The sequence below is a fragment of the Variovorax sp. GW823-FHT04F07 genome (genome assembly GCF_058795995.1).
The window spans coordinates 1,075,202-1,093,659 of the sequence record NZ_JBXAIG010000001.1 but is presented as its reverse complement, the minus strand read 5'-3'; the positions used below and the strand labels follow the sequence as shown (position 1 = coordinate 1,093,659).

The window sequence follows — 18,458 nt, the reverse complement described above, 5'->3', positions numbered from 1 at the left end:
AATTATTTGGCGTCGTGGCATCCGTGGTGGGCGGGTGCTGCGGCTTGGGCATTGATTCAGAAGGCGCTTTCAAACACGTGGCATTGCAGCAAACAGTAGAGCAAACCGTGGCCGGTCTCGGCTACGACCTGGTCGAGGTCGAACGCTCGGCCGGTGGATTGCTGCGCGTGACGATTGATTTGCCCTGGACGCCCCCCACCTCTGAAGATGTGGCGGCCGGCGTGCCCGAACCCTTCGTGACGGTGGAAGACTGCGAGAAGGTCACGCGCCAGCTGCAATTCGCGCTGGAAGTCGATGCGGTCGATTACAAGCGGCTCGAGGTCTCCTCGCCCGGTATCGATCGCCCCTTGCGCAATGAACAGGATTTCGAGCGATTCGTGGGCGCGGTGATCGACATCACCCTCAAGGCGCCCATGGGCGCTGCCGCGGCGGGCCAGGTGTCGGCCAATCGCAAGAAGTTTCGCGGCACGCTGGAGCGTGCTGAAGGCGGTTCGGGTTGGCAGATCGTCTGGAGCGATGCGCCCGAGACCAAGCCGGGTCAAAAAGTGAGCAAGAAGCGCGCGCCTGCACCGTTGCATGCGCTGGGCTTCGTATTGGACGAGCTGCGCGATGCGCGGCTTGCGCCGATTGTGGATTTCAAGGGCCGCAAGGCCAAAACCCAACCGGGTTTTTCGGATATTGACGACGGAACGAACGTTCCGGACTGAACAAGAGGAGTGGTGGCATGAATCGCGAAATGTTGATGTTGGTGGATGCGATCTCGCGCGAGAAGAACGTCGAGCGCGACGTGGTCTTCGGCGCGGTCGAATCCGCACTGGCGCAAGCCACCAAGAAGCTCCATCAGGGTGACGTGGATATCCGCGTGGCGGTCGATCGCGACAGCGGCGACTACGAGACTTTCCGCCGCTGGCACGTGGTCCCCGACGAAGCCGGCCTGCAACTGCCCGACCAGGAGATCCTGCTCTTCGAGGCTCGTGAGGAGATGCCCGACATCGAGGTCGACGAATACATCGAGGAATCCGTCGATTCGGTGCCGATCGGCCGCATCGGCGCCATGGCTGCCAAGCAGGTGATCCTGCAGAAGATCCGCGACGCCGAGCGCGAGATGCTGCTCAACGACTTCATGTCGCGCGGCGACAAGATCTTCGTGGGCACCGTCAAGCGCCTGGACAAGGGCGACATCATCGTGGAAGCCGGGCGCGTCGAAGGCCGCCTGCGCCGCAGCGAGATGATCGCCAAGGAAAACCTGCGCAACGGCGACCGCGTGCGGGCCATGATCATGGAGGTCGACCTGACGCTGCGCGGCGCGCCGATCATCCTGTCGCGCTCGGCCCCCGAGTTCATGATCGAGCTGTTCCGCCAGGAAGTGCCCGAGATCGAACAAGGCCTGCTCGAAATCAAGAGCTGCGCCCGCGACCCCGGTTCGCGCGCCAAGATCGCCGTGCTCTCGCACGACAAGCGTGTCGACCCGATCGGCACCTGCGTCGGCGTGCGCGGCACCCGCGTCAACGCCGTCACGAACGAGCTCGCCGGCGAGCGCGTGGACATCGTGCTGTGGAGCGAAGACCCGGCCCAGTTCGTGATCGGTGCCCTGGCGCCGGCGAATGTCTCGTCGATCGTGGTCGACGAAGAAAAACACGCCATGGACGTGGTGGTGGACGAGGAAAACCTCGCGATCGCCATCGGCCGCGGCGGCCAGAACGTGCGCCTGGCTTCCGACCTCACCGGTTGGAAGATCAACATCATGGACGCGAACGAGTCGGCCCAGAAGCAGGCGACCGAGACCGATGCCAGCCGCAAGCTCTTCATGGAAAAGCTCGATGTCGACGAGGAAATCGCCGACATCCTGATTTCGGAAGGTTTCAACAGCCTCGAAGAGGTGGCCTACGTGCCGATCTCCGAGATGCTTGAGATCGAGGCCTTCGACGAAGACACCATCAATGAGCTGCGCGCCCGTGCAAAGGATGCGCTGCTGACCATGGAAATCGCCAAGGAAGAAGGTGTCGAAACCGTCTCGCAGAACCTGCGCGACCTCGAAGGCCTCAATCCCGACCTGATTCCGCAGCTGGCCGAAGCGGGTGTGAACACCCGTGACGACCTGGCCGACCTCGCGGTCGATGAACTCACCGAAATCACCGGCCTGAGCGCCGATGACGCCAAAGCCCTCATCTTGAAAGCCCGCGAACATTGGTTCGCCGGCCAAGAGTGACGGTATGGAGGCACGAAAGCAATATGTCCAGTACCACTGTCGCCGAGTTCGCGAACGAGCTCAAGAAGACTCCCGAAACCTTGCTTGACCAGCTCAAGAGCGCAGGCGTGCCCAAAGCGGCCGCCACCGATGCACTCACGGAGGCCGACAAGCAGCGCTTGCTCGGCTTCCTGAAGGCCAGCCACGGCACGGCCGAGCCCGAGCGCAAGAAGATCACGCTGACCAAGAAGTCGACCAGCGAGATCAAGCAGGCCGACGCCACCGGTCGCGCCCGCACCATCCAGGTCGAAGTGCGCAAGAAGCGCACCTTCATCCAGCGCGATGAAGGCCACCCGGCCACGGCCGAAGGCGCGCAGCAGCAGGCGGCCGAAACGTCCGCCGCACCGGCCGCGCCCCAGATCGACGAAGCCGAACTGGCCCGCCGCGAGGAAGACGCACGCCGCCAGGCCGAGCTGATCCGCCGCCAGGAAGAAGAGCTGGCCGAGAAGCGTCGCCAGCGCGAAGAAACCGAAGCCCGCGAGCGCGAGCAGGCCGAAAAGGCCGAGCGCGCCGAACAGGCTGAGCAGGAAGCTGCGCGCATCGCCGCCGAGAAGAAGGCCGCCGAAGCCGCCGCGGCCTCGGCCAAGGAAGCCGCGAAGCAGCCGGTGGCTGCACCGGCCGCTGTGGCCGCCGCCGCTGCGGCTGCAGAAACCGCTGCCGTTGCCGAAAAGCAGGCTGCCGACACGAAGCTGGCCGCACAGAACGCCGCCACGCAGGCCAAGGAAGACGCCAAGGCCAAGGCTGCCGCCGAATCGAAGGCCCGTGCCGACGAAGAGGCCGCCCGCGCCAAGGACCTCGACGAGCGTCGCCGCAAGGCCCTGGCCGAAGCCGAAGCCATCCGCGCCATGATGAACGCACCGGCTCGCGTGCTGGTGCCGCACAAGGCGCCCGAGAAGCCGCAGCCTGAAAAGTCGACAGTCAAGGGCACGCTGCACAAGCCGGCCACGCCGCCGGGCCGTCCAGGCGCCCCTGCGGCCCCTGGCGCCGCAGCACCTGCCGCTGCCGGTGCTGGCAAGGAAGTCAAGTCCGCCAAGCTCTCGTCGAGCTGGGCCGGCGATCCTGCCAAGAAGAAGGAAATCAAGACCCGCGGCGATGCCAGCGGGGGTGTCAGCCGCGGCAACTGGCGCGGAGGCCCGCGTGGCCGTCGTGGCAACGACCGTGGCGGTCATGACGAGCAGCACGCACCGGCCGCACCGGTCGAGGCGCGCGTGCTCGAAGTGCACGTGCCCGAGACCATCACGGTCGCCGAGCTCGCGCACAAGATGGCCGTGAAGGCGCAGGAAGTCATCAAGCAATTGATGAAGCTGGGCATGATGGCGACCATCAACCAGTCGCTCGACCAGGACACCGCGATGATCATCGTGGAGGAAATGGGCCACAACGCGGTGGTTGCCGCGCTGGACGACCCCGAAGCCTTCACCGACGAGGACGTGTCGGCGCAACAGGCCGAAGCCCTGCCGCGCGCACCGGTCGTGACCGTCATGGGTCACGTCGACCACGGCAAGACCTCGCTGCTGGATTACATCCGCCGCGCCAAGGTCGCCGCGGGCGAAGCCGGCGGCATCACGCAGCACATCGGTGCGTACCACGTCGAAACCGAACGCGGCATGGTGTCGTTCCTCGACACCCCGGGTCACGAGGCGTTCACCGCCATGCGTGCCCGTGGTGCGCAAGCCACCGACATCGTGATCCTGGTGGTGGCGGCCGACGACGGCGTCATGCCCCAGACCAAGGAAGCCATCAAGCACGCGAAAGCGGCTGGTGTGCCGATCGTGGTTGCGATCAACAAGGTGGACAAGCCCGACGCCAACCTGGACCGCGTGAAGCAGGAACTGGTGGCCGAAGAGGTCGTGCCCGAAGAGTACGGCGGCGACGTGCCGTTCGTGCCGGTGTCGGCCAAGACCGGCCAGGGCATCGACGACCTGCTCGAGCAGGTGTTGCTGCAGGCTGAAGTGCTGGAACTCAAGGCGCCGGTGGATGCCGCCGCCAAGGGCCTGGTCATCGAAGCCCAGCTCGACAAGGGCCGCGGCCCGGTCGCCACCGTGCTGGTTCAGTCCGGCACGCTCAAGACCGGCGACGTGGTGCTGGCCGGTTCCACCTATGGCCGCGTGCGCGCCATGCTGGACGAAGACGGCAAGGCCACCAAGTCGGCAGGTCCGTCGATCCCGGTCGAAATCCAGGGTCTGACCGAAGTGCCGCAGGCGGGCGACGAGTTCATGGTGATGGCCGACGAGCGCCGTGCGCGCGAAATCGCCACCTACCGCGCGGGCAAGTTCCGCAACACCAAGCTGGCCAAGGCGCAAGCCGCGAACCTGCAGAACATGTTCACCGACCTGTCGGCGGGCGAAGTGCAGACGCTGCGCATCATCATCAAGGCCGACGTGCAGGGCTCGCAGGAAGCACTGGCCCAGTCGCTGCTCAAGCTGGCGACCGAAGAAGTCAAGGTGCAGATCGTGTACGCGGGCGTCGGCGGCATCAGCGAAAGCGACATCAACCTCGCGATCGCGTCGAAGGCGGTGGTCATCGGCTTCAACGTGCGGGCCGATGCCGGTGCGCGCAAGCTGGCCGAAGGCAACGGCGTTCAGCTGAACTACTACAGCATCATTTACGACGCCGTCGACGAGATCAAGGTCGCGATGTCGGGCATGCTGGCACCGGAGCGCCGCGAAGAGATCATCGGCTCGGCCGAGATCCGCACGGTGTTCGTGGCCTCGAAGATCGGCACCGTGGCCGGCTCGTACGTCACTTCGGGCTCGGTCAACCGCAGCGCGCATTTCCGCCTGCTGCGCGACAACGTGGTGATCTACACCGGCGAAGTCGACTCGATCAAGCGCATGAAGGATGATGTCCGCGAAGTCCGCGAAGGTTTTGAGTGCGGTATCAAGCTCAAGAACTACAACGACATCAAAGAGGGCGATCAGCTCGAATTCTTCGAGATCAAGGAAATCGCCCGGACGCTGTAAGCGTTCGACGCGAAAGAGGCCATGCCGAAAAGAAAAGCAGCCGCACCCAACCGCGCGTTCAAGGTCGCCGACCAGATCCAGCGCGATCTGACGGAGCTGATCGCGCGCGAGTTGAAGGACCCGCGCGTGGGCATGGTCACGATCCAGGCGGTCGAGGTCACGCCCGACTATGCGCATGCGAAGGTTTTCTTCAGCCTGCTCACGGGCGACGTGGCGGAGACCACCGAAGCGCTGAACCAGGCTGCGGGCTTCCTGCGCAACGGCCTGTTCAAGCGCCTGCACATCCACACCGTGCCGACGCTGCACTTCCTGTTCGACCGCACCACCGAGCGTGCGGCCGACATGAATGCGCTCATCGCACAGGCCGTTGCTTCGCGCTCGAAAGACGACTAGCGATGAACGCGCCACGCACACGGGTGCAGCGGCGCCCTGTGCATGGGGTGTTGCTGCTCGACAAGCCGCTGGGGTTTTCCAGCAACCAGGCCTTGCAAAAGGCCAAGTGGTTGCTGCGCGCCGAAAAAGCGGGCCACACCGGCACGCTCGATCCGCTCGCCACAGGCGTGCTGCCGCTGTGTTTCGGCGCCGCCACCAAATTCAGCCAACTGCACCTGGACGCCGACAAGACCTACGAGGCAGTCGCGCGCCTGGGCGTCAAGACCGCCACGGGTGACGCCGAAGGCGAGGTGATCGCCGAACGCCCGGTACAGGTCTCATCTGAAGACCTGGCCCGCGTCCAGGCCCAATTCACCGGCCCGATCCGCCAGGTGCCGCCGATGCACAGCGCGCTCAAGAAAGACGGCAAGGCGCTGTACGAGTACGCCCGCGAAGGCATCGAGATCGAGCGCGCACCGCGCGACGTCGTCATTCACCAGCTTGCGCTGACCCAGCTGGATGACACCAGCATTCGCATCGTTGCGAGCGTGAGCAAGGGCACCTACATTCGCACCCTGGGCGAGGACATCGGCGAGGCGCTGGGTTGCGGCGCGCACCTGACCTCGCTGCGCCGCACGGCCACGGGCGGATTCGGGCAGGCGCAGTGCGTCACCATCGAAGCGCTCGAAGCCATGACCGAAGACGAGCGCCTGGCACGCCTGTTGCCTCCCGAAGCGCTGGTCGACGGCCACAGCCGCGTCACGCTCGCGGCCGAAGATGCCGCACGTTTTCTCTCGGGCCTGCGCCGCCGCGGCGGCTGGGCCGATGCCGAGGCGGTGGCCGTGTTCGGCACCGACCCGCAGGCGTTCCTGGGCACCGCCCACGTGAGCGCCGGCGAACTGATCCCGGGGCGCTTGCTGAACCCCATCGAAATTCAGCAAATTCTTTTGAACGCACCACAGACCGAAGCGACACCATGAGTACCAAGCAAATCCGCAATATCGCCATCATTGCCCACGTGGACCATGGCAAGACCACCATGGTCGACCAGCTGCTGCGCCAGTCGGGCACCTTCGCCGAGCACGAGAAGGTGGTCGACACGGTGATGGACAACAACGCGATCGAAAAGGAACGTGGCATCACGATCCTGGCCAAGAACTGCGCCGTGACCTGGGAAGGCACGCACATCAACATCGTCGACACCCCGGGCCACGCGGACTTCGGCGGTGAAGTGGAACGCGCGCTGTCGATGGTCGACGGCGTGGTGCTGCTGATCGACGCGCAGGAAGGCCCGATGCCCCAGACGCGCTTCGTGACCAAGAAGGCGCTGGCCCTGGGCCTGAAGCCGATCCTGGTCGTGAACAAGGTCGACAAGCCCGGCGCGAACCCCGACAAGGTGGTCAATGCCGCCTTCGACCTGTTCGACAAGCTCGGCGCGACCGACGAACAGCTCGACTTCCCCGTGGTGTACGCCTCGGGCATCAACGGCTGGTCGTCGCTCGAAGAAGGCGCTCCTGGCGAGCAGTGGGGCCCCGACATGTCGGCCCTGTTCAACACCATCCTGAAGCACGTGCCGTCGCAAAAGGGTGACCCGAATGCACCGCTGCAGCTGCAGATTTCCGCGCTCGACTTCTCGACCTTCGTCGGTCGTATCGGCGTGGGCCGCATCAGCCAGGGCACGCTCAAGCCCATGACCGACGTGCTGGTCATGGAAGGTCCGGACGGCAAGACCGTCAAGGGCCGCGTCAACCAGGTGCTGACCTTCCAGGGCCTGGATCGCGTGCAATCGACCGAAGCCGGCCCTGGCGAAATCGTGCTGATCAACGGCATCGCCGACATCGGCATCGGCGTCACCGTGACCGACAAGGACAAGCCTGCGCCGCTGCCCATGCTCAAGGTCGACGAACCGACCCTGACCATGAACTTCTGCGTGAACACCAGCCCGCTGGCCGGCCGCGAAGGCAAGTTCGTGACCAGCCGCCAGATCTGGGACCGCCTGCAAAAGGAACTGCAGCACAACGTGGCCCTGCGCGTGAGCGAGACCGACGAAGAAGGCATCTTCGAAGTCATGGGCCGCGGCGAACTGCACCTGACCATCCTGCTGGAAAACATGCGCCGCGAAGGCTATGAGATGGCCGTGTCGAAGCCGCGCGTGGTGTTCCGCACCGTGAACGGCGAAAAGCACGAGCCCATCGAATTGGTCACGGCCGACATCGAGGAAACCCACCAGGGTGGCGTGATGCAGGCACTGGGCGAACGCAAGGGCGAGCTGGTCAACATGGAACCGGACGGCCGTGGCCGCGTGCGCCTGGAGTACCGCATTCCGGCGCGTGGCCTCATCGGCTTCACGAACGAATTCCTGAACCTGACGCGCGGCTCGGGCCTCATCAGCAACATCTTCGACAGCTACGAAGCCCACAAGGGCGAGATCGGCAGCCGCAAGAACGGCGTGCTGATCTCGATGGACGACGGTGAAATCTTCACCTACGCGCTGGGCAAGCTGGACGACCGCGGCCGCATGTTCGTGAAGGCGAACGATCCGGTGTACGAAGGCATGATCGTCGGCATCCACAGCCGCGACAACGACCTGGTCGTGAACGCCACGCGCACCAAGCAGCTGACCAACTTCCGCGTGAGCGGCAAGGAAGACGCGATCAAGATCACGCCCCCGATCGACCTCACGCTGGAATACGGCGTCGAGTTCATCGAGGACGACGAGCTGGTCGAAATCACGCCCAAGAGCGTGCGCCTGCGCAAGCGTTTCCTGAAGGAAAGCGACCGCAAGCGCGCCGGCCGCGACACGTCGAACGGCTGATCGCCTTCGATCGGCCATGCGCTTGACGCACGGCGCCGCTGTCGGGCTGATGGTCGTCGTGACCCTCATGTGGGGCACGGCGGGCGTCGTCACGCGGCACCTGGCGCAGGCGCACAGTTTCGAGATCACCTTCTGGCGCAGCCTCTTCACGATGCTGGCGCTGCTGGTGATCTTGCCGCTTTGGCGGGGGCGGGCGGTGTTCTCGCAGCTGCGCCGCGGCGGGCACTCGCTCTGGATCTCGGGTGTCTGCTGGGCCGTGATGTTCACGGCCTTCATGGTGGCGCTGACGCTGACCTCCACAGCGAGCGTGCTCGTCACGATGGCGCTCGGGCCGCTCTTCACTGCACTGGCCGCGCGCCTCTTCATCGGGCACAAGTTGCCCGCACGCACCTGGGCGGCCATCGTGGTCGCCGGGTTGGGTATCGGCTGGATGTACGGCACGCAGCTGCTGGGCGGTGGTGGCGGGTCGCTCGTCGGCACGCTGGTGGCGCTGTGCGTGCCGCTGGCCGGCGCGACGCAATGGACCGTGGTCCAGCATGCGCACGCCAAGGGGCAGGATGTCGACCTGGTGCCCGCGGTGCTGATCGGCGCGACCCTCTCCGCACTCGTCACCTTGCCGCTGGCCTGGCCGTTCCATGCCGGCCCCCATGACCTGGGACTGCTGGCCTTCCTGGGTGTCTTTCAGCTGGCGATTCCCTGCGTCCTCTCGGTGCTGTGCGCGCAGGTGCTCAAGGCGCCCGAGGTGGCGTTGCTGGCGCTGCTCGAGGTGATTTTCGGCATCGCTCTGGCCTGGCTCGGCGCCGGCGAGACGCCCGCGGCCAGCGTGCTGACGGGCGGCGTGCTCGTGATTGGCGCGCTGGTGTTCAACGAGCTGCTCGCGCTGCGTGGGCGCCGCACCACGCTGGCGGACAGCGCGCTGCCGGGCGCGCACTGACCTTTCGCCGCCCTCAGCGGCCGAAGAGGTACCAGCCGATCACGATCACGACGGCCACCACGATCATTCCGAAGTTGCGCCAGCTGGCTCGTTGGCTGCGCGCGAACTCTTTGAGCATGTCGACGGTCTCCTGCTCGTCGGCGGCGACGATCGCCTGGGCTTCGTCGAGGATGCGTCGGTGGTCGGCTGCCGTCGCGAAGGCCGGCTCGGCGGCAACACGGGCGCGGAGCGCTTCGAACGGCGCCGTGTCGAGCAGGCCGTCGGTCACCAGCCAGCCCAGCGTGGGGCCCAGGGCGGCGGGCGCGCCGGTCAGGGGCGCAGCACGCAGCGCCAGGTCGCGGGTCTCGGTGTCGATCAGTCCTTCGTTGAACAGCGCGGCCACGGCCTCGTGCGTGATGCCGGTCGTGCCGAGGTCCAGCAGGTCGTCTGCGTCATAGGCGATGTCTTCCGCTTCAGTGAACGCCGCGACGGCCGGCGAGGCGGCTTCGAGGCGTTCCACAGCCGCATCCAGTTCTTCCTCGGCGATCAGATTCTTGAGGCGCATCCAGGCCAGTGCATGCGCGGGGCCGGGAATCGGTGGCAGGGCGGTGGCCTCGGGATGCGCGAGCGCGGCATCGTGCTGCGCGTCGGTGATGAGGCCGTGGGACACAAGCGCGTGGAAGGCATCCGGGTGGGTGTCGGCAAAAGTCATCGGGCCATTCTGCCGTGCACCATGAAAAAAGCCCCGGCAGATGCCGAGGCTTGGGTCGCTGAAAGCGCCGGTTCAGACCGACGCCATCACATCAGCGGTATCAGGGACGGGCAACCTTCCAGGCACCGTTGGCCACGCCGTCACCGGTCTTGTCACCGGCCTTGGTGTCCTTGGCCCAGTAGTACAGCGGCCAGCCCTTGTAGGCCCACTGCTTCTTGCCGTCTTCACGCACGACGATGGTGTAGCCGCCCATGGGCTTGGCGGCATCGGCCACGCCGAGCGGCGGCCAGTTGGTGGCGCATTGGCCGTTGCAGGCGGAGGTACCGGCATTGGCGGTGTCGCGGGCGAAGGTGTAGAGCGTCATGCCGTTCGGGCCGACCAGCACGCCGTCGGCGGTGCGGGTGGGCGTGTCGGGCGCTCCAGCGGTCTTGGTGGACATGCCGCCGCAGCCGGCGAGCAGAGCCGCTGCGAGGATCGAGGCGCTGAGCAATTTCATGCAGTTTCTCCTTCAGTTGAAAAATCAATCGCGAAAACAAGCCAGGTGAATGCGCGAACCGGCAGTTTATGCCGTCGCTACGATAACTCGCGGTAGGCCAGGGTCGCGAGTCTCAGTAGCGCATCGCGCGGCAGGCGACCGGCCACGGCGTAGCCGAAACCCCGGTCGACCCAGTAGAAGCTCGGCACGGCGCCGTCCGAAGCAAAACGGAAGGCGGTTTCGCGCGAGGCAGCGGCGTCCGCGGCCTGCGCGTCGAGCGTGCCGATGTACAGCGTGATGCGTTCACCCGCCGCGTCCTCGAACATGAACTGCGCGCGCGCGCCGGTTTCGCCGGGCAGCAGGCGTCCGCCGACCAGCGTGTAGCCGAGCGAGGACAGATCGGGCACCTTGAGCGGGTGGTCGAGGCGCTTGGACAGCCACTGCACCAGGTGCTGCTGCTCAGCGGCGGCCACTTCGACGGGGTGCCGTTTCTCAGGGGTGTAGACGACGTGGGCCACCGAGGCGTCGCGCACGAACTCGCGCACGGCCGGTGCGCGCGCCAAGGAGGCCCCGGCCGCACGCGGCGCGCTCGACCACTGGGCATTGCCGAGCCAGCCGGTCGCGAAGGCGACCAGCAGGCCGGCGGCCATGCCGCCCCAGCGCAGCCAGGGGGCCGAGCGACCGGCCTCGGCACGGCGCCGCTCGAGCACGCCCATCAGCGGCGCAGGCACAGGTTCGTCGAGCAGGCCGCCGTGCAGGCGGCGCAAGGCGTCGCGCTGGGCATGCCAGGCCGCCACGCGGGCCGCCACGGCCGGATCGCGCGCCAGCGCATCCTCGACCGCCTCGCGGCGTTCGGGCGGCAACTGGCCGTCGACCCAGGCGTGCAGCTCGTCGTCGGTGGGGGGCAGGGTGGGGCGGTTCATGGCGGGTGCTTCACGTCACTTGAGGCGGCGCAGGCCGGGGCGGCTGGACGCGGCGGCGCCGTCCATCAGCTCCTGCAGGCGAAGGCGGGCGCGCGAGAGGCGCGACATCACGGTGCCGATCGGAATGCCGAGCACCTTCGCCACCTCGGCGTAGGACAGGTCTTCGAGCGTCACCAGCAGCAGCACGGCGCGTTGCTCTTCGGGCAGCAGCATCAGGCAGCGCTGCAGGTCGAGGCCCAGGCCCGGATCGGCGCCACCCTGCAGCTGCTCGGGCGCCACGTCGTCCAGCGGCACGACCGCATGCGGTGGCGGCCGGCGTCGCACCTGGCTGGCGAAGAGGTTGTGCATGACCGTGAAGAGCCAGGCGCGCAGGTCGGTGCCCACCACCCAGAGCCGCCACTTGCCGCAGGCGCGCTCGAGCGTGTCCTGCACCAGGTCGTCGGCCGCCCAGGCATTGCCCGTGAGCGCGCGCGCATAGCGGCGCAGGCTCGGGATGTGCTCGACCAGCAGGCGGGCGTCCATGGGTGGGCCGGGAGCCTGTCCGACTCAGGGCTTGGCGGTTTTCCAGGTGCCGTTGACGCCGTCGCCGGTCTTGTCGCCCGGCTTGGTGTCCTTCACCCAGTAGTACAGCGGCCAGCCCTTGGCGGCCCATTGCTTCTTGCCGTCGTCGCGCGTGACGATGGTGAAGTCGCCGCTGGGCTTGTCGCTGTCGGCCGCCATGAAGGGCGGCCAGTTGGTGGCGCAGCCGCCGTTGCAGGCCGACTTGCCGCTGCCGGCCGTGTCCTTTTCGAAGGTGTAGAGCGTCATGCCGTTCGCACCGACCAGTGCGCCATCGGCGGCCTTGGGCTGGGCGAACGCGGGGAGGGCGAGCAGGCTGCCGAGCAGTGCGGCGGCGATGCCGACGGAGGACATGCGGATAGGTGACATGGAAAGACTCCTGGGTTGATGGCATCGAGGATCGATGACACCGCACAAACGCCCGCAGAGCGCGTTTTATTCCATGCCGCCCAAAAAAAGAAAAATCAGCGGTTGCGGCTCTTCATCGCGCGCTCGACTTCGCGCTTGCCTTCGCGGTCCTTGATGGTGTCGCGCTTGTCGTGCTCGGCCTTGCCCTTGGCGAGTGCGATCTCGCACTTCACCTTGCCGGCCTTCCAGTGCAGGTTCAGCGGCACCAGCGTGTAGCCCTTTTGCTCGACCTTGCCGACGAGGCGCTTGATCTCTTCCTTGTGCAGCAGCAACTTCTTGGTGCGAACCGAATCAGGATTGACGTGCGTCGAGGCGCTCTTGAGCGGGTTGATCTGGCAGCCGACCACGAACAGCTCGCCGTCGCGGATCACCACGTAGCCGTCGGTCAGCTGCACCTTGCCTTCACGCAGCGACTTGACTTCCCAGCCCTCGAGGACCATGCCGGCCTCGAAGCGTTCTTCGAAGAAATAGTTGTAGGCGGCCTTCTTGTTGTCGGCGATGCGGGAGGAGGTGTCTTGTTTCTTGGTGGCCATGGCTCGAGAAGTTGGGGGCGCATGGCTTCAATACAATCCGTCGCGCACGCTGTGCCGATTCTATGAAAACAGTCCACAAGTCCGTCCTCATCTGGTACAGCGCCGAAGAAATGTACGCGCTCGTCACCGATGTGGCGAAGTACCCGCAGTTCCTGCCCTGGTGCGACAAGTCGCGCGTCATTGAGCAGGACGAGGGCGGCATGACCGCCGAAGTCGGCCTGGCCTTCGCCGGGCTGCACCAGAGTTTCACCACCCGCAACACGCACATCGCAGGCCGCGAGGTGCAGCTGAAGCTGGTCGACGGGCCGTTCTCCAACCTGGACGGCACCTGGAAATTTCACCCCGTGGGCGAGCAGGGCGAACGCGCCTGCCGCGTCGAACTGCAGATGAGCTACGGCTTCAGCAACTTCGCGCTGCAGGCCCTGGTGGGGCCGGTGTTCGACACCATCGCCTCGAGCCTGGTCGAAGCCTTCGTCAAGCGCGCCGAACAGGTCTACGGCGAAGGCTGATGGCCGATCGCCGCATCGAGGTCACGCTGAGCTGTTCGCCGGCGGCGCGCGAGGTGTTCGAGCAGGTCCTGCAGCTCGCGCCCGGCACCGCGGTGGCCGAGGCGGTGAAGGCCAGCGATCTCATGCAGCGCTTTCCCGACCTGGACTGGCGGCATGCCATGACGCCGGGCATCTGGGGCCGGGCGGTGGCGTGGGAGCAGCCGTTGAAGGACGGCGACCGCATCGAGCTGTGCCGTCCGCTCACGGTCGATCCGAAGGTGGCGCGCCGTGAACGCTTCCAGCGCCAGGGGGCACGCGGCACGGGCCTGTTCGCGAACAAGCGCAAGGGCGGCAAGGACGGCTACTGAGCGGCCGTCGCCGGCTTACTTGCAGTCGCTGTCGATGACCGACTGGACGCGCTTCTGCTCGGCAGCGCGCGCCGCGTCGTCCATGATCTCGCGTTCGCCCTTGACGTTGACCTTGGTCAGGCGGATGCCGCTGTCGATGGTGGCCTTGCCTTCGCGTGCACGAGCGCAGCTCTCGGCTTTCGCCTTGGCGATCTTTGCCGCTTCAGCCGCTTCCTTGGCCTTCTGCTCGGCCTCGGCCTTCTTGGTCTTTTCCTCGAGCTCTTTGTCCACGCCCGTGGGCTTGGGCGGCGGCGCGGCCTTGGGGGCTGCGGCCGTGTCGCTGCTTCCCTCGGGGGCCGGCGTGGCCGGGGCGGGCGCCCGGGCCGAAGGCGAGGGGCCGGCGCGGCGCAGGATGTTCTTTTCGGGGATGTCGGTGGGCGGCGGCTGGTCGCTGAAGACCTTCTTGCCGCTGTTGTCGACCCATTGCCATTGCGCGCTCGCCGAGAGCGGCAGCGCGCACGCACAACCCAGTACCAGCCAATGCAGGAGATTCATGCGCGGAGTTTAGCTGGGCCTTACTTTTTGCAACATCCGGAATAGGCGGTTTTGCAACGGTCAAAAAGAACCCGCGCCGGCGAAGCGGGCGAGGGCCTCGTTACAATCCGTCTTTTGGAGCCTCACCCATGCGCCTTCTCGGCAAAGCGCTCACCTTCGACGACGTGTTGTTGGTGCCAGCATTCTCCCAAGTCCTGCCCAAGGACACGTCTCTCGCCACCAAGTTCTCCCGCAACATCACGCTGAACCTGCCGCTCGTCTCGGCGGCCATGGACACCGTGACCGAAGCCCGCCTCGCGATCGCCATCGCGCAAGAGGGTGGCATCGGCATCGTGCACAAGAACCTCACCGCGCAGCAGCAGGCCGCCGAAGTGGCCCGCGTCAAGCGCTACGAGTCGGGCGTGCTGCGCGACCCCGTGGTGATCACGCCGACGCACTCCGTGCGCCAGGTGATGGCACTGTCCGACCAGCTCGGCATCTCGGGCTTCCCGGTGATCGACGGCGGCAAGGTCGTCGGCATCGTCACGGGGCGCGACCTGCGCTTCGAGAACCGCTACGACGTGCCCGTCAGCGAAATCATGACGCAGCGCGACCGGCTCATCACCGTGCCCGACGGCACCACGCTGGCCGAAGCCAAGGCGCTGCTGAACAAGCACAAGCTCGAGCGCCTGCTGGTCATCAACGGCGACTGGGAGCTCAAGGGCCTCATCACCGTCAAGGACATCACCAAGCAGACCAGCTTCCCCAATGCCGCACGCGACGCCAACGGCCGCCTGCGCGTGGGCGCGGCAGTCGGCGTGGGTGATGGCACCGAAGAGCGCGTCGAAGCCCTGGTGAAGGCCGGCGTCGACGCCATCGTGGTCGACACCGCCCACGGCCACAGCGCCGGCGTGATCGAGCGCGTGCGCTGGGTCAAGAAGAACTATCCGCAGGTCGACGTCATCGGCGGCAACATCGCCACCGGCGACGCCGCACGTGCACTGGCCGACGCCGGCGCCGACGCCGTCAAAGTCGGCATCGGCCCCGGCTCCATCTGCACCACCCGCATCGTCGCCGGCGTGGGCGTGCCGCAGATCATGGCGGTCGACAGCGTCGCCACCGCGCTGCAGGGCACGGGCATTCCGCTGATCTCCGACGGCGGCGTGCGCTACTCGGGCGACATCGCCAAGGCGATCGCCGCCGGCGCGAGCACCGTGATGATGGGCAGCATGTTCGCCGGCACCGAAGAGGCGCCGGGCGAAATCGTGCTGTACCAGGGCCGCAGCTACAAGAGCTACCGCGGCATGGGCTCCATCGGCGCGATGCAGCAGGGCAGTGCCGACCGGTACTTCCAGGAATCGACCACCGGCAACCCCAACACCGACAAGCTCGTGCCTGAAGGCATCGAAGGCCGCGTGCCCTACAAGGGCTCGATCGTCTCCATCGTCTACCAGATGGCCGGCGGCGTGCGCGCCAGCATGGGCTACTGCGGCTGCGCGACCATCGAGGACATGCAGAACAAGGCCGAGTTCGTCGAGATCACCACGGCCGGCATCCGTGAGAGCCACGTCCACGACGTGCAGATCACGAAGGAAGCCCCGAACTACCGCGCTGAGTAAGCCCAATCTGGCCAGACCTTGAAAGTCAGGCCAGACTCGGCTTAAAATTTGGGCCAGATTCAAATTTTCTGGCCCAAATGCAATCCATCGGCATCGCTGAAGCCAAGAACAACTTCTCGGCCCTGATCGACCTGGTCGAAAAGGGCGAGGAGGTTCGCATCACCCGCCACGGCAAGGAAGTCGTGCGCATGCTGCCGGTGCGCCGCAAGCCCGTCATCACCGACGAGCAGATCGCCCGCGAGCTCGGGCAGATCGACGCGCTGCACGCCACCATCCAGCCCGGCCCCACGACCCGCGAACTTCTGAACGAAGGACGCCAGCCATGACCGCTTTCGTCATGGACGCCTCGGTCACTGCCGCCTGGCTGCTGCCCGACCAGGCCAGCGAACACACCCGCAGGCTCTACGCCGCCATCCGCCGCGACGAGGTCGAGCCACAGGCGCCCAACGCCTGGCAGTGGGAGTGCGCCAACATCCTCGCCAACGGCGTGCGCAGCGGCCGCATCCCGGCATCGGCCGTCGAAGGCCTGTGGAGCGTGCTCGACGCCATCCGCCACCGCGTGGAGCTGCACGACCTCGCGCCGGCCCAGCACAAGGCCGTGCTCGCCGTGGCCATCGACGCGGGCGTCTCGCTCTACGATGCGGGCTACCTCTGGCTCGCCAAATCGCTCAACCTTCCGCTCGCCACCTTCGACGAGCATCTCATCCAGGCGGCGCCGCACGCGGGCGTCAAGCTGTTCGACATTTCAACGCTCTGAGTCCTTTCGCCATGCAACACGACAAGATCCTCATCCTCGACTTCGGCTCGCAAGTCACCCAACTCATCGCACGCCGCGTGCGCGAAGCCCACGTGCTCAGCGAAGTGCATCCCTGCGACGTGACCGACGAATGGGTGCGCGAATACGCCGCCGACGGCCACCTCAAGGGCGTGATTCTTTCGGGCAGCCACGCCAGCGTGTACGAAGAGACCACGGACAAGTGCCCGCAAGCCGTGTTTGACCTCGGCATTCCGGTGCTCGGCATCTGCTACGGCATGCAGACCATGGCGCACCAACTGGGCGGCAAGGTCGAAGGCGGCCACAAGCGCGAATTCGGCTTCGCCGCCGTGCGCGCCCATGGCCACACCGCGCTGCTGAAAGACATCGCCGACTTCACCACGCCCGAGGGCTTCGGCATGCTCAACGTGTGGATGAGCCACGGCGACAAGGTCACCGAGCTGCCGCCCGGCTTCAAGCTCATGGCCAGCACCGACAGCTGCCCCATCGCCGGCATGGCCGACGAGGCGCGCCGCTACTACGCGCTGCAGTTCCATCCTGAAGTCACGCACACGGTGCAGGGCAAGGCCATCATCGACCGCTTCGTGCTCGGCATCTGCGAAGCCAAGCCCGACTGGGTCATGCGCGACCACATCGCCGAAGCCGTGCAGAAGATCCGCGAGCAGGTGGGCGATGAAGAAGTCATCCTGGGCCTCTCGGGCGGTGTCGATTCGAGCGTGGCTGCCGCGCTCATCCACCGCGCCATCGGCGACCAGCTCACCTGCGTGTTCGTCGACCACGGCCTGCTGCGCCTGAACGAAGGCGACATGGTCATGGAGATGTTCGAAGGCAAGCTGCACGCGAAGGTCATCCGCGTCGATGCCAGCGACCTGTTCCTGGGCAAGCTCGCCGGCGTGAGCGACCCCGAAGCCAAGCGCAAGATCATCGGCGGCGAGTTCGTCACCGTGTTCAAGCAGGAGGCCGCCAAGCTCAAGGCCGGCGACGGCGGCCACAAGGGCGCGACCTTCCTGGCGCAAGGCACCATCTACCCCGACGTCATCGAGTCGGGCGGCGCCAAGAGCAAGAAGGCCGTCACCATCAAGAGCCATCACAACGTGGGCGGCCTGCCCGAACAGCTCGGCCTCAAGCTGCTCGAACCGCTGCGCGATCTGTTCAAGGACGAAGTGCGCGAACTCGGCGTGGCCCTGGGCCTGCCGCCCGAGATGGTCTACCGCCACCCGTTCCCCGGCCCGGGCCTGGGCGTGCGCATCCTGGGCGAAGTGAAGAAGGAATACGCCGACCTGCTGCGCCGCGCCGACGCGATCTTCATCGAAGAGCTGCGCAACTTCACCGACGAATCGGGCAAGACCTGGTACGACCTCACGAGCCAGGCCTTCACCGTGTTCCTGCCCGTCAAGAGCGTGGGCGTGATGGGCGACGGCCGCACCTACGACTACGTCGTCGCGCTGCGCGCCGTGCAGACCAGCGACTTCATGACCGCCGACTGGGCCGAGCTGCCGTACGCGCTGCTCAAGAAGGTGTCGGGCCGGATCATCAACGAGGTGCGCGGCATCAACCGCGTGACCTACGACGTGTCGAGCAAGCCGCCGGCGACGATCGAGTGGGAGTGACGCCGGGGTCTCGCTCACTCTCGAAAAATCTTCCAAAGCTGCTGGGCTAAGAACGCTTGTGTTCTTAGGCCCATCACAAGTAGATGAGATCGTTGGGGGCATGCGGCGCTGCGTGGCGGGGGACACAATTGCATTGACTGGCCGCATGCTGCATGCTTTCCGGGC

General features: G+C 66.2%; 20 protein-coding genes. 13 read left to right on the top strand and 7 right to left on the bottom strand.

Annotated features, from left to right (window positions below):
* The first annotated feature begins 77 nt into the window (after positions 1-77).
* From rimP to AC1RAA_RS05115, 7 genes are read left to right on the top strand one after another with little or no spacing between them, the layout of a single operon-like run.
* Positions 78-707 (top strand): ribosome maturation factor RimP, encoded by a 630-nt coding sequence (rimP, locus tag AC1RAA_RS05145; protein ID WP_095745389.1) that lies wholly within the window; start codon positions 78-80, stop codon positions 705-707.
* Positions 708-724: 17 nt separating this feature from the next.
* Entirely contained in the window at positions 725-2,209 is a 1,485-nt protein-coding gene (nusA, locus tag AC1RAA_RS05140) for a transcription termination factor NusA (protein ID WP_062479821.1), read from the top strand.
* A gap of 23 nt (positions 2,210-2,232) precedes the next feature.
* On the top strand, positions 2,233-5,211 hold the full coding sequence (infB, locus tag AC1RAA_RS05135) for a translation initiation factor IF-2 (RefSeq protein ID WP_447744320.1): 2,979 nt from the start codon (positions 2,233-2,235) through the stop codon (positions 5,209-5,211).
* Positions 5,212-5,232: 21 nt separating this feature from the next.
* Entirely contained in the window at positions 5,233-5,604 is a 372-nt protein-coding gene (gene rbfA, locus AC1RAA_RS05130; protein WP_070060772.1) for a 30S ribosome-binding factor RbfA, read from the top strand.
* A 2-nt stretch (positions 5,605-5,606) separates the two neighbouring features.
* A complete protein-coding gene (gene truB, locus AC1RAA_RS05125; protein ID WP_492726914.1) occupies positions 5,607-6,563 on the top strand; it encodes a tRNA pseudouridine(55) synthase TruB in 957 nt (318 codons plus the stop codon).
* Complete coding sequence (gene typA / locus AC1RAA_RS05120) at positions 6,560-8,398, top strand: translational GTPase TypA (RefSeq protein WP_095745387.1); 1,839 nt, start codon at positions 6,560-6,562, stop codon at positions 8,396-8,398. Before truB ends, typA begins: the two co-directional genes overlap by 4 nt.
* 16 nt (positions 8,399-8,414) lie before the next feature.
* Positions 8,415-9,332, top strand: coding sequence for a DMT family transporter (locus AC1RAA_RS05115; protein WP_492726913.1), 918 nt, complete (start codon positions 8,415-8,417; stop codon positions 9,330-9,332).
* Between the two features lie 13 nt (positions 9,333-9,345).
* Here AC1RAA_RS05115 and AC1RAA_RS05110 read toward each other — a convergent pair whose 3' ends face one another.
* The 6 genes from AC1RAA_RS05110 to smpB all read right to left on the bottom strand — a co-directional run bounded on the left by AC1RAA_RS05110 (position 9,346) and on the right by smpB (position 12,920).
* The gene (locus AC1RAA_RS05110; protein ID WP_492726911.1) at positions 9,346-10,023 is read right to left on the bottom strand and encodes a hypothetical protein; all 678 of its coding nucleotides are present in this window, start codon (positions 10,021-10,023) and stop codon (positions 9,346-9,348) included.
* Positions 10,024-10,123: 100 nt separating this feature from the next.
* Positions 10,124-10,519, bottom strand: a complete 396-nt coding sequence (locus tag AC1RAA_RS05105) for a COG4315 family predicted lipoprotein (protein ID WP_119556624.1) — start codon at positions 10,517-10,519, stop codon at positions 10,124-10,126.
* A 77-nt stretch (positions 10,520-10,596) separates the two neighbouring features.
* Complete coding sequence (locus tag AC1RAA_RS05100; protein WP_492726909.1) at positions 10,597-11,421, bottom strand: anti-sigma factor family protein; 825 nt, start codon at positions 11,419-11,421, stop codon at positions 10,597-10,599.
* A gap of 15 nt (positions 11,422-11,436) precedes the next feature.
* Complete coding sequence (locus AC1RAA_RS05095; protein ID WP_307635791.1) at positions 11,437-11,943, bottom strand: RNA polymerase sigma factor; 507 nt, start codon at positions 11,941-11,943, stop codon at positions 11,437-11,439.
* A gap of 24 nt (positions 11,944-11,967) precedes the next feature.
* Complete coding sequence (locus AC1RAA_RS05090; RefSeq protein WP_492726907.1) at positions 11,968-12,348, bottom strand: COG4315 family predicted lipoprotein; 381 nt, start codon at positions 12,346-12,348, stop codon at positions 11,968-11,970.
* A gap of 95 nt (positions 12,349-12,443) precedes the next feature.
* Positions 12,444-12,920 carry an SsrA-binding protein SmpB gene (gene smpB / locus AC1RAA_RS05085; protein ID WP_062477854.1) on the bottom strand — a complete coding sequence of 159 codons (477 nt, stop codon included), beginning with the start codon at positions 12,918-12,920 and terminating at the stop codon, positions 12,444-12,446.
* 62 nt (positions 12,921-12,982) lie between these two features.
* Between smpB and AC1RAA_RS05080 the strand changes: the two genes are divergently transcribed.
* On the top strand, positions 12,983-13,429 hold the full coding sequence (locus AC1RAA_RS05080) for a type II toxin-antitoxin system RatA family toxin (RefSeq protein ID WP_062477851.1): 447 nt from the start codon (positions 12,983-12,985) through the stop codon (positions 13,427-13,429).
* Positions 13,429-13,776, top strand: coding sequence for an RnfH family protein (locus AC1RAA_RS05075; protein WP_062477848.1), 348 nt, complete (start codon positions 13,429-13,431; stop codon positions 13,774-13,776). The genes AC1RAA_RS05080 and AC1RAA_RS05075 overlap by 1 nt, the downstream gene beginning before the upstream one ends.
* 15 nt (positions 13,777-13,791) lie before the next feature.
* Here the strand turns inward: AC1RAA_RS05075 and AC1RAA_RS05070 are convergent, their stop codons facing one another.
* Entirely contained in the window at positions 13,792-14,310 is a 519-nt protein-coding gene (locus tag AC1RAA_RS05070) for a DUF4124 domain-containing protein (RefSeq protein ID WP_095745380.1), read from the bottom strand.
* A 128-nt stretch (positions 14,311-14,438) separates the two neighbouring features.
* On the opposite strand from AC1RAA_RS05070, the gene guaB reads away from it, so the two are divergent.
* The 4 genes from guaB (at position 14,439) to guaA (ending at position 18,293) form a co-directional block, all read left to right on the top strand.
* A complete protein-coding gene (guaB, locus tag AC1RAA_RS05065; protein WP_062477841.1) occupies positions 14,439-15,908 on the top strand; it encodes an IMP dehydrogenase in 1,470 nt (489 codons plus the stop codon).
* 77 nt (positions 15,909-15,985) lie between these two features.
* Positions 15,986-16,234, top strand: a complete 249-nt coding sequence (locus tag AC1RAA_RS05060) for a type II toxin-antitoxin system Phd/YefM family antitoxin (RefSeq protein WP_056580613.1) — start codon at positions 15,986-15,988, stop codon at positions 16,232-16,234.
* Entirely contained in the window at positions 16,231-16,665 is a 435-nt protein-coding gene (locus AC1RAA_RS05055) for a type II toxin-antitoxin system VapC family toxin (protein ID WP_070060761.1), read from the top strand. The genes AC1RAA_RS05060 and AC1RAA_RS05055 overlap by 4 nt, the downstream gene beginning before the upstream one ends.
* 11 nt (positions 16,666-16,676) lie before the next feature.
* Positions 16,677-18,293 carry a glutamine-hydrolyzing GMP synthase gene (gene guaA, locus AC1RAA_RS05050; protein WP_159271746.1) on the top strand — a complete coding sequence of 539 codons (1,617 nt, stop codon included), beginning with the start codon at positions 16,677-16,679 and terminating at the stop codon, positions 18,291-18,293.
* Positions 18,294-18,458 lie beyond the last annotated feature (165 nt).

Bases quoted from the DNA above. Each gene is read 5' to 3' on its own strand.
- nusA (WP_062479821.1), top strand. From the start codon at position 725: ATGAATCGCGAAATGTTGATGTTGGTGGATGCGATCTCGCGCGAGAAG.
- infB (WP_447744320.1), top strand. From the start codon at position 2,233: ATGTCCAGTACCACTGTCGCCGAGTTCGCGAACGAGCTCAAGAAGACT.
- rbfA (WP_070060772.1), top strand. From the start codon at position 5,233: ATGCCGAAAAGAAAAGCAGCCGCACCCAACCGCGCGTTCAAGGTCGCC.
- truB (WP_492726914.1), top strand. From the start codon at position 5,607: ATGAACGCGCCACGCACACGGGTGCAGCGGCGCCCTGTGCATGGGGTG.
- typA (WP_095745387.1), top strand. From the start codon at position 6,560: ATGAGTACCAAGCAAATCCGCAATATCGCCATCATTGCCCACGTGGAC.
- AC1RAA_RS05115 (WP_492726913.1), top strand. From the start codon at position 8,415: ATGCGCTTGACGCACGGCGCCGCTGTCGGGCTGATGGTCGTCGTGACC.
- AC1RAA_RS05110 (WP_492726911.1), bottom strand. From the start codon at position 10,023: ATGACTTTTGCCGACACCCACCCGGATGCCTTCCACGCGCTTGTGTCC.
- AC1RAA_RS05105 (WP_119556624.1), bottom strand. From the start codon at position 10,519: ATGAAATTGCTCAGCGCCTCGATCCTCGCAGCGGCTCTGCTCGCCGGC.
- AC1RAA_RS05100 (WP_492726909.1), bottom strand. From the start codon at position 11,421: ATGAACCGCCCCACCCTGCCCCCCACCGACGACGAGCTGCACGCCTGG.
- AC1RAA_RS05095 (WP_307635791.1), bottom strand. From the start codon at position 11,943: ATGGACGCCCGCCTGCTGGTCGAGCACATCCCGAGCCTGCGCCGCTAT.
- AC1RAA_RS05090 (WP_492726907.1), bottom strand. From the start codon at position 12,348: ATGTCACCTATCCGCATGTCCTCCGTCGGCATCGCCGCCGCACTGCTC.
- smpB (WP_062477854.1), bottom strand. From the start codon at position 12,920: ATGGCCACCAAGAAACAAGACACCTCCTCCCGCATCGCCGACAACAAG.
- AC1RAA_RS05080 (WP_062477851.1), top strand. From the start codon at position 12,983: ATGAAAACAGTCCACAAGTCCGTCCTCATCTGGTACAGCGCCGAAGAA.
- AC1RAA_RS05075 (WP_062477848.1), top strand. From the start codon at position 13,429: ATGGCCGATCGCCGCATCGAGGTCACGCTGAGCTGTTCGCCGGCGGCG.
- AC1RAA_RS05070 (WP_095745380.1), bottom strand. From the start codon at position 14,310: ATGAATCTCCTGCATTGGCTGGTACTGGGTTGTGCGTGCGCGCTGCCG.
- guaB (WP_062477841.1), top strand. From the start codon at position 14,439: ATGCGCCTTCTCGGCAAAGCGCTCACCTTCGACGACGTGTTGTTGGTG.
- AC1RAA_RS05060 (WP_056580613.1), top strand. From the start codon at position 15,986: ATGCAATCCATCGGCATCGCTGAAGCCAAGAACAACTTCTCGGCCCTG.
- AC1RAA_RS05055 (WP_070060761.1), top strand. From the start codon at position 16,231: ATGACCGCTTTCGTCATGGACGCCTCGGTCACTGCCGCCTGGCTGCTG.
- guaA (WP_159271746.1), top strand. From the start codon at position 16,677: ATGCAACACGACAAGATCCTCATCCTCGACTTCGGCTCGCAAGTCACC.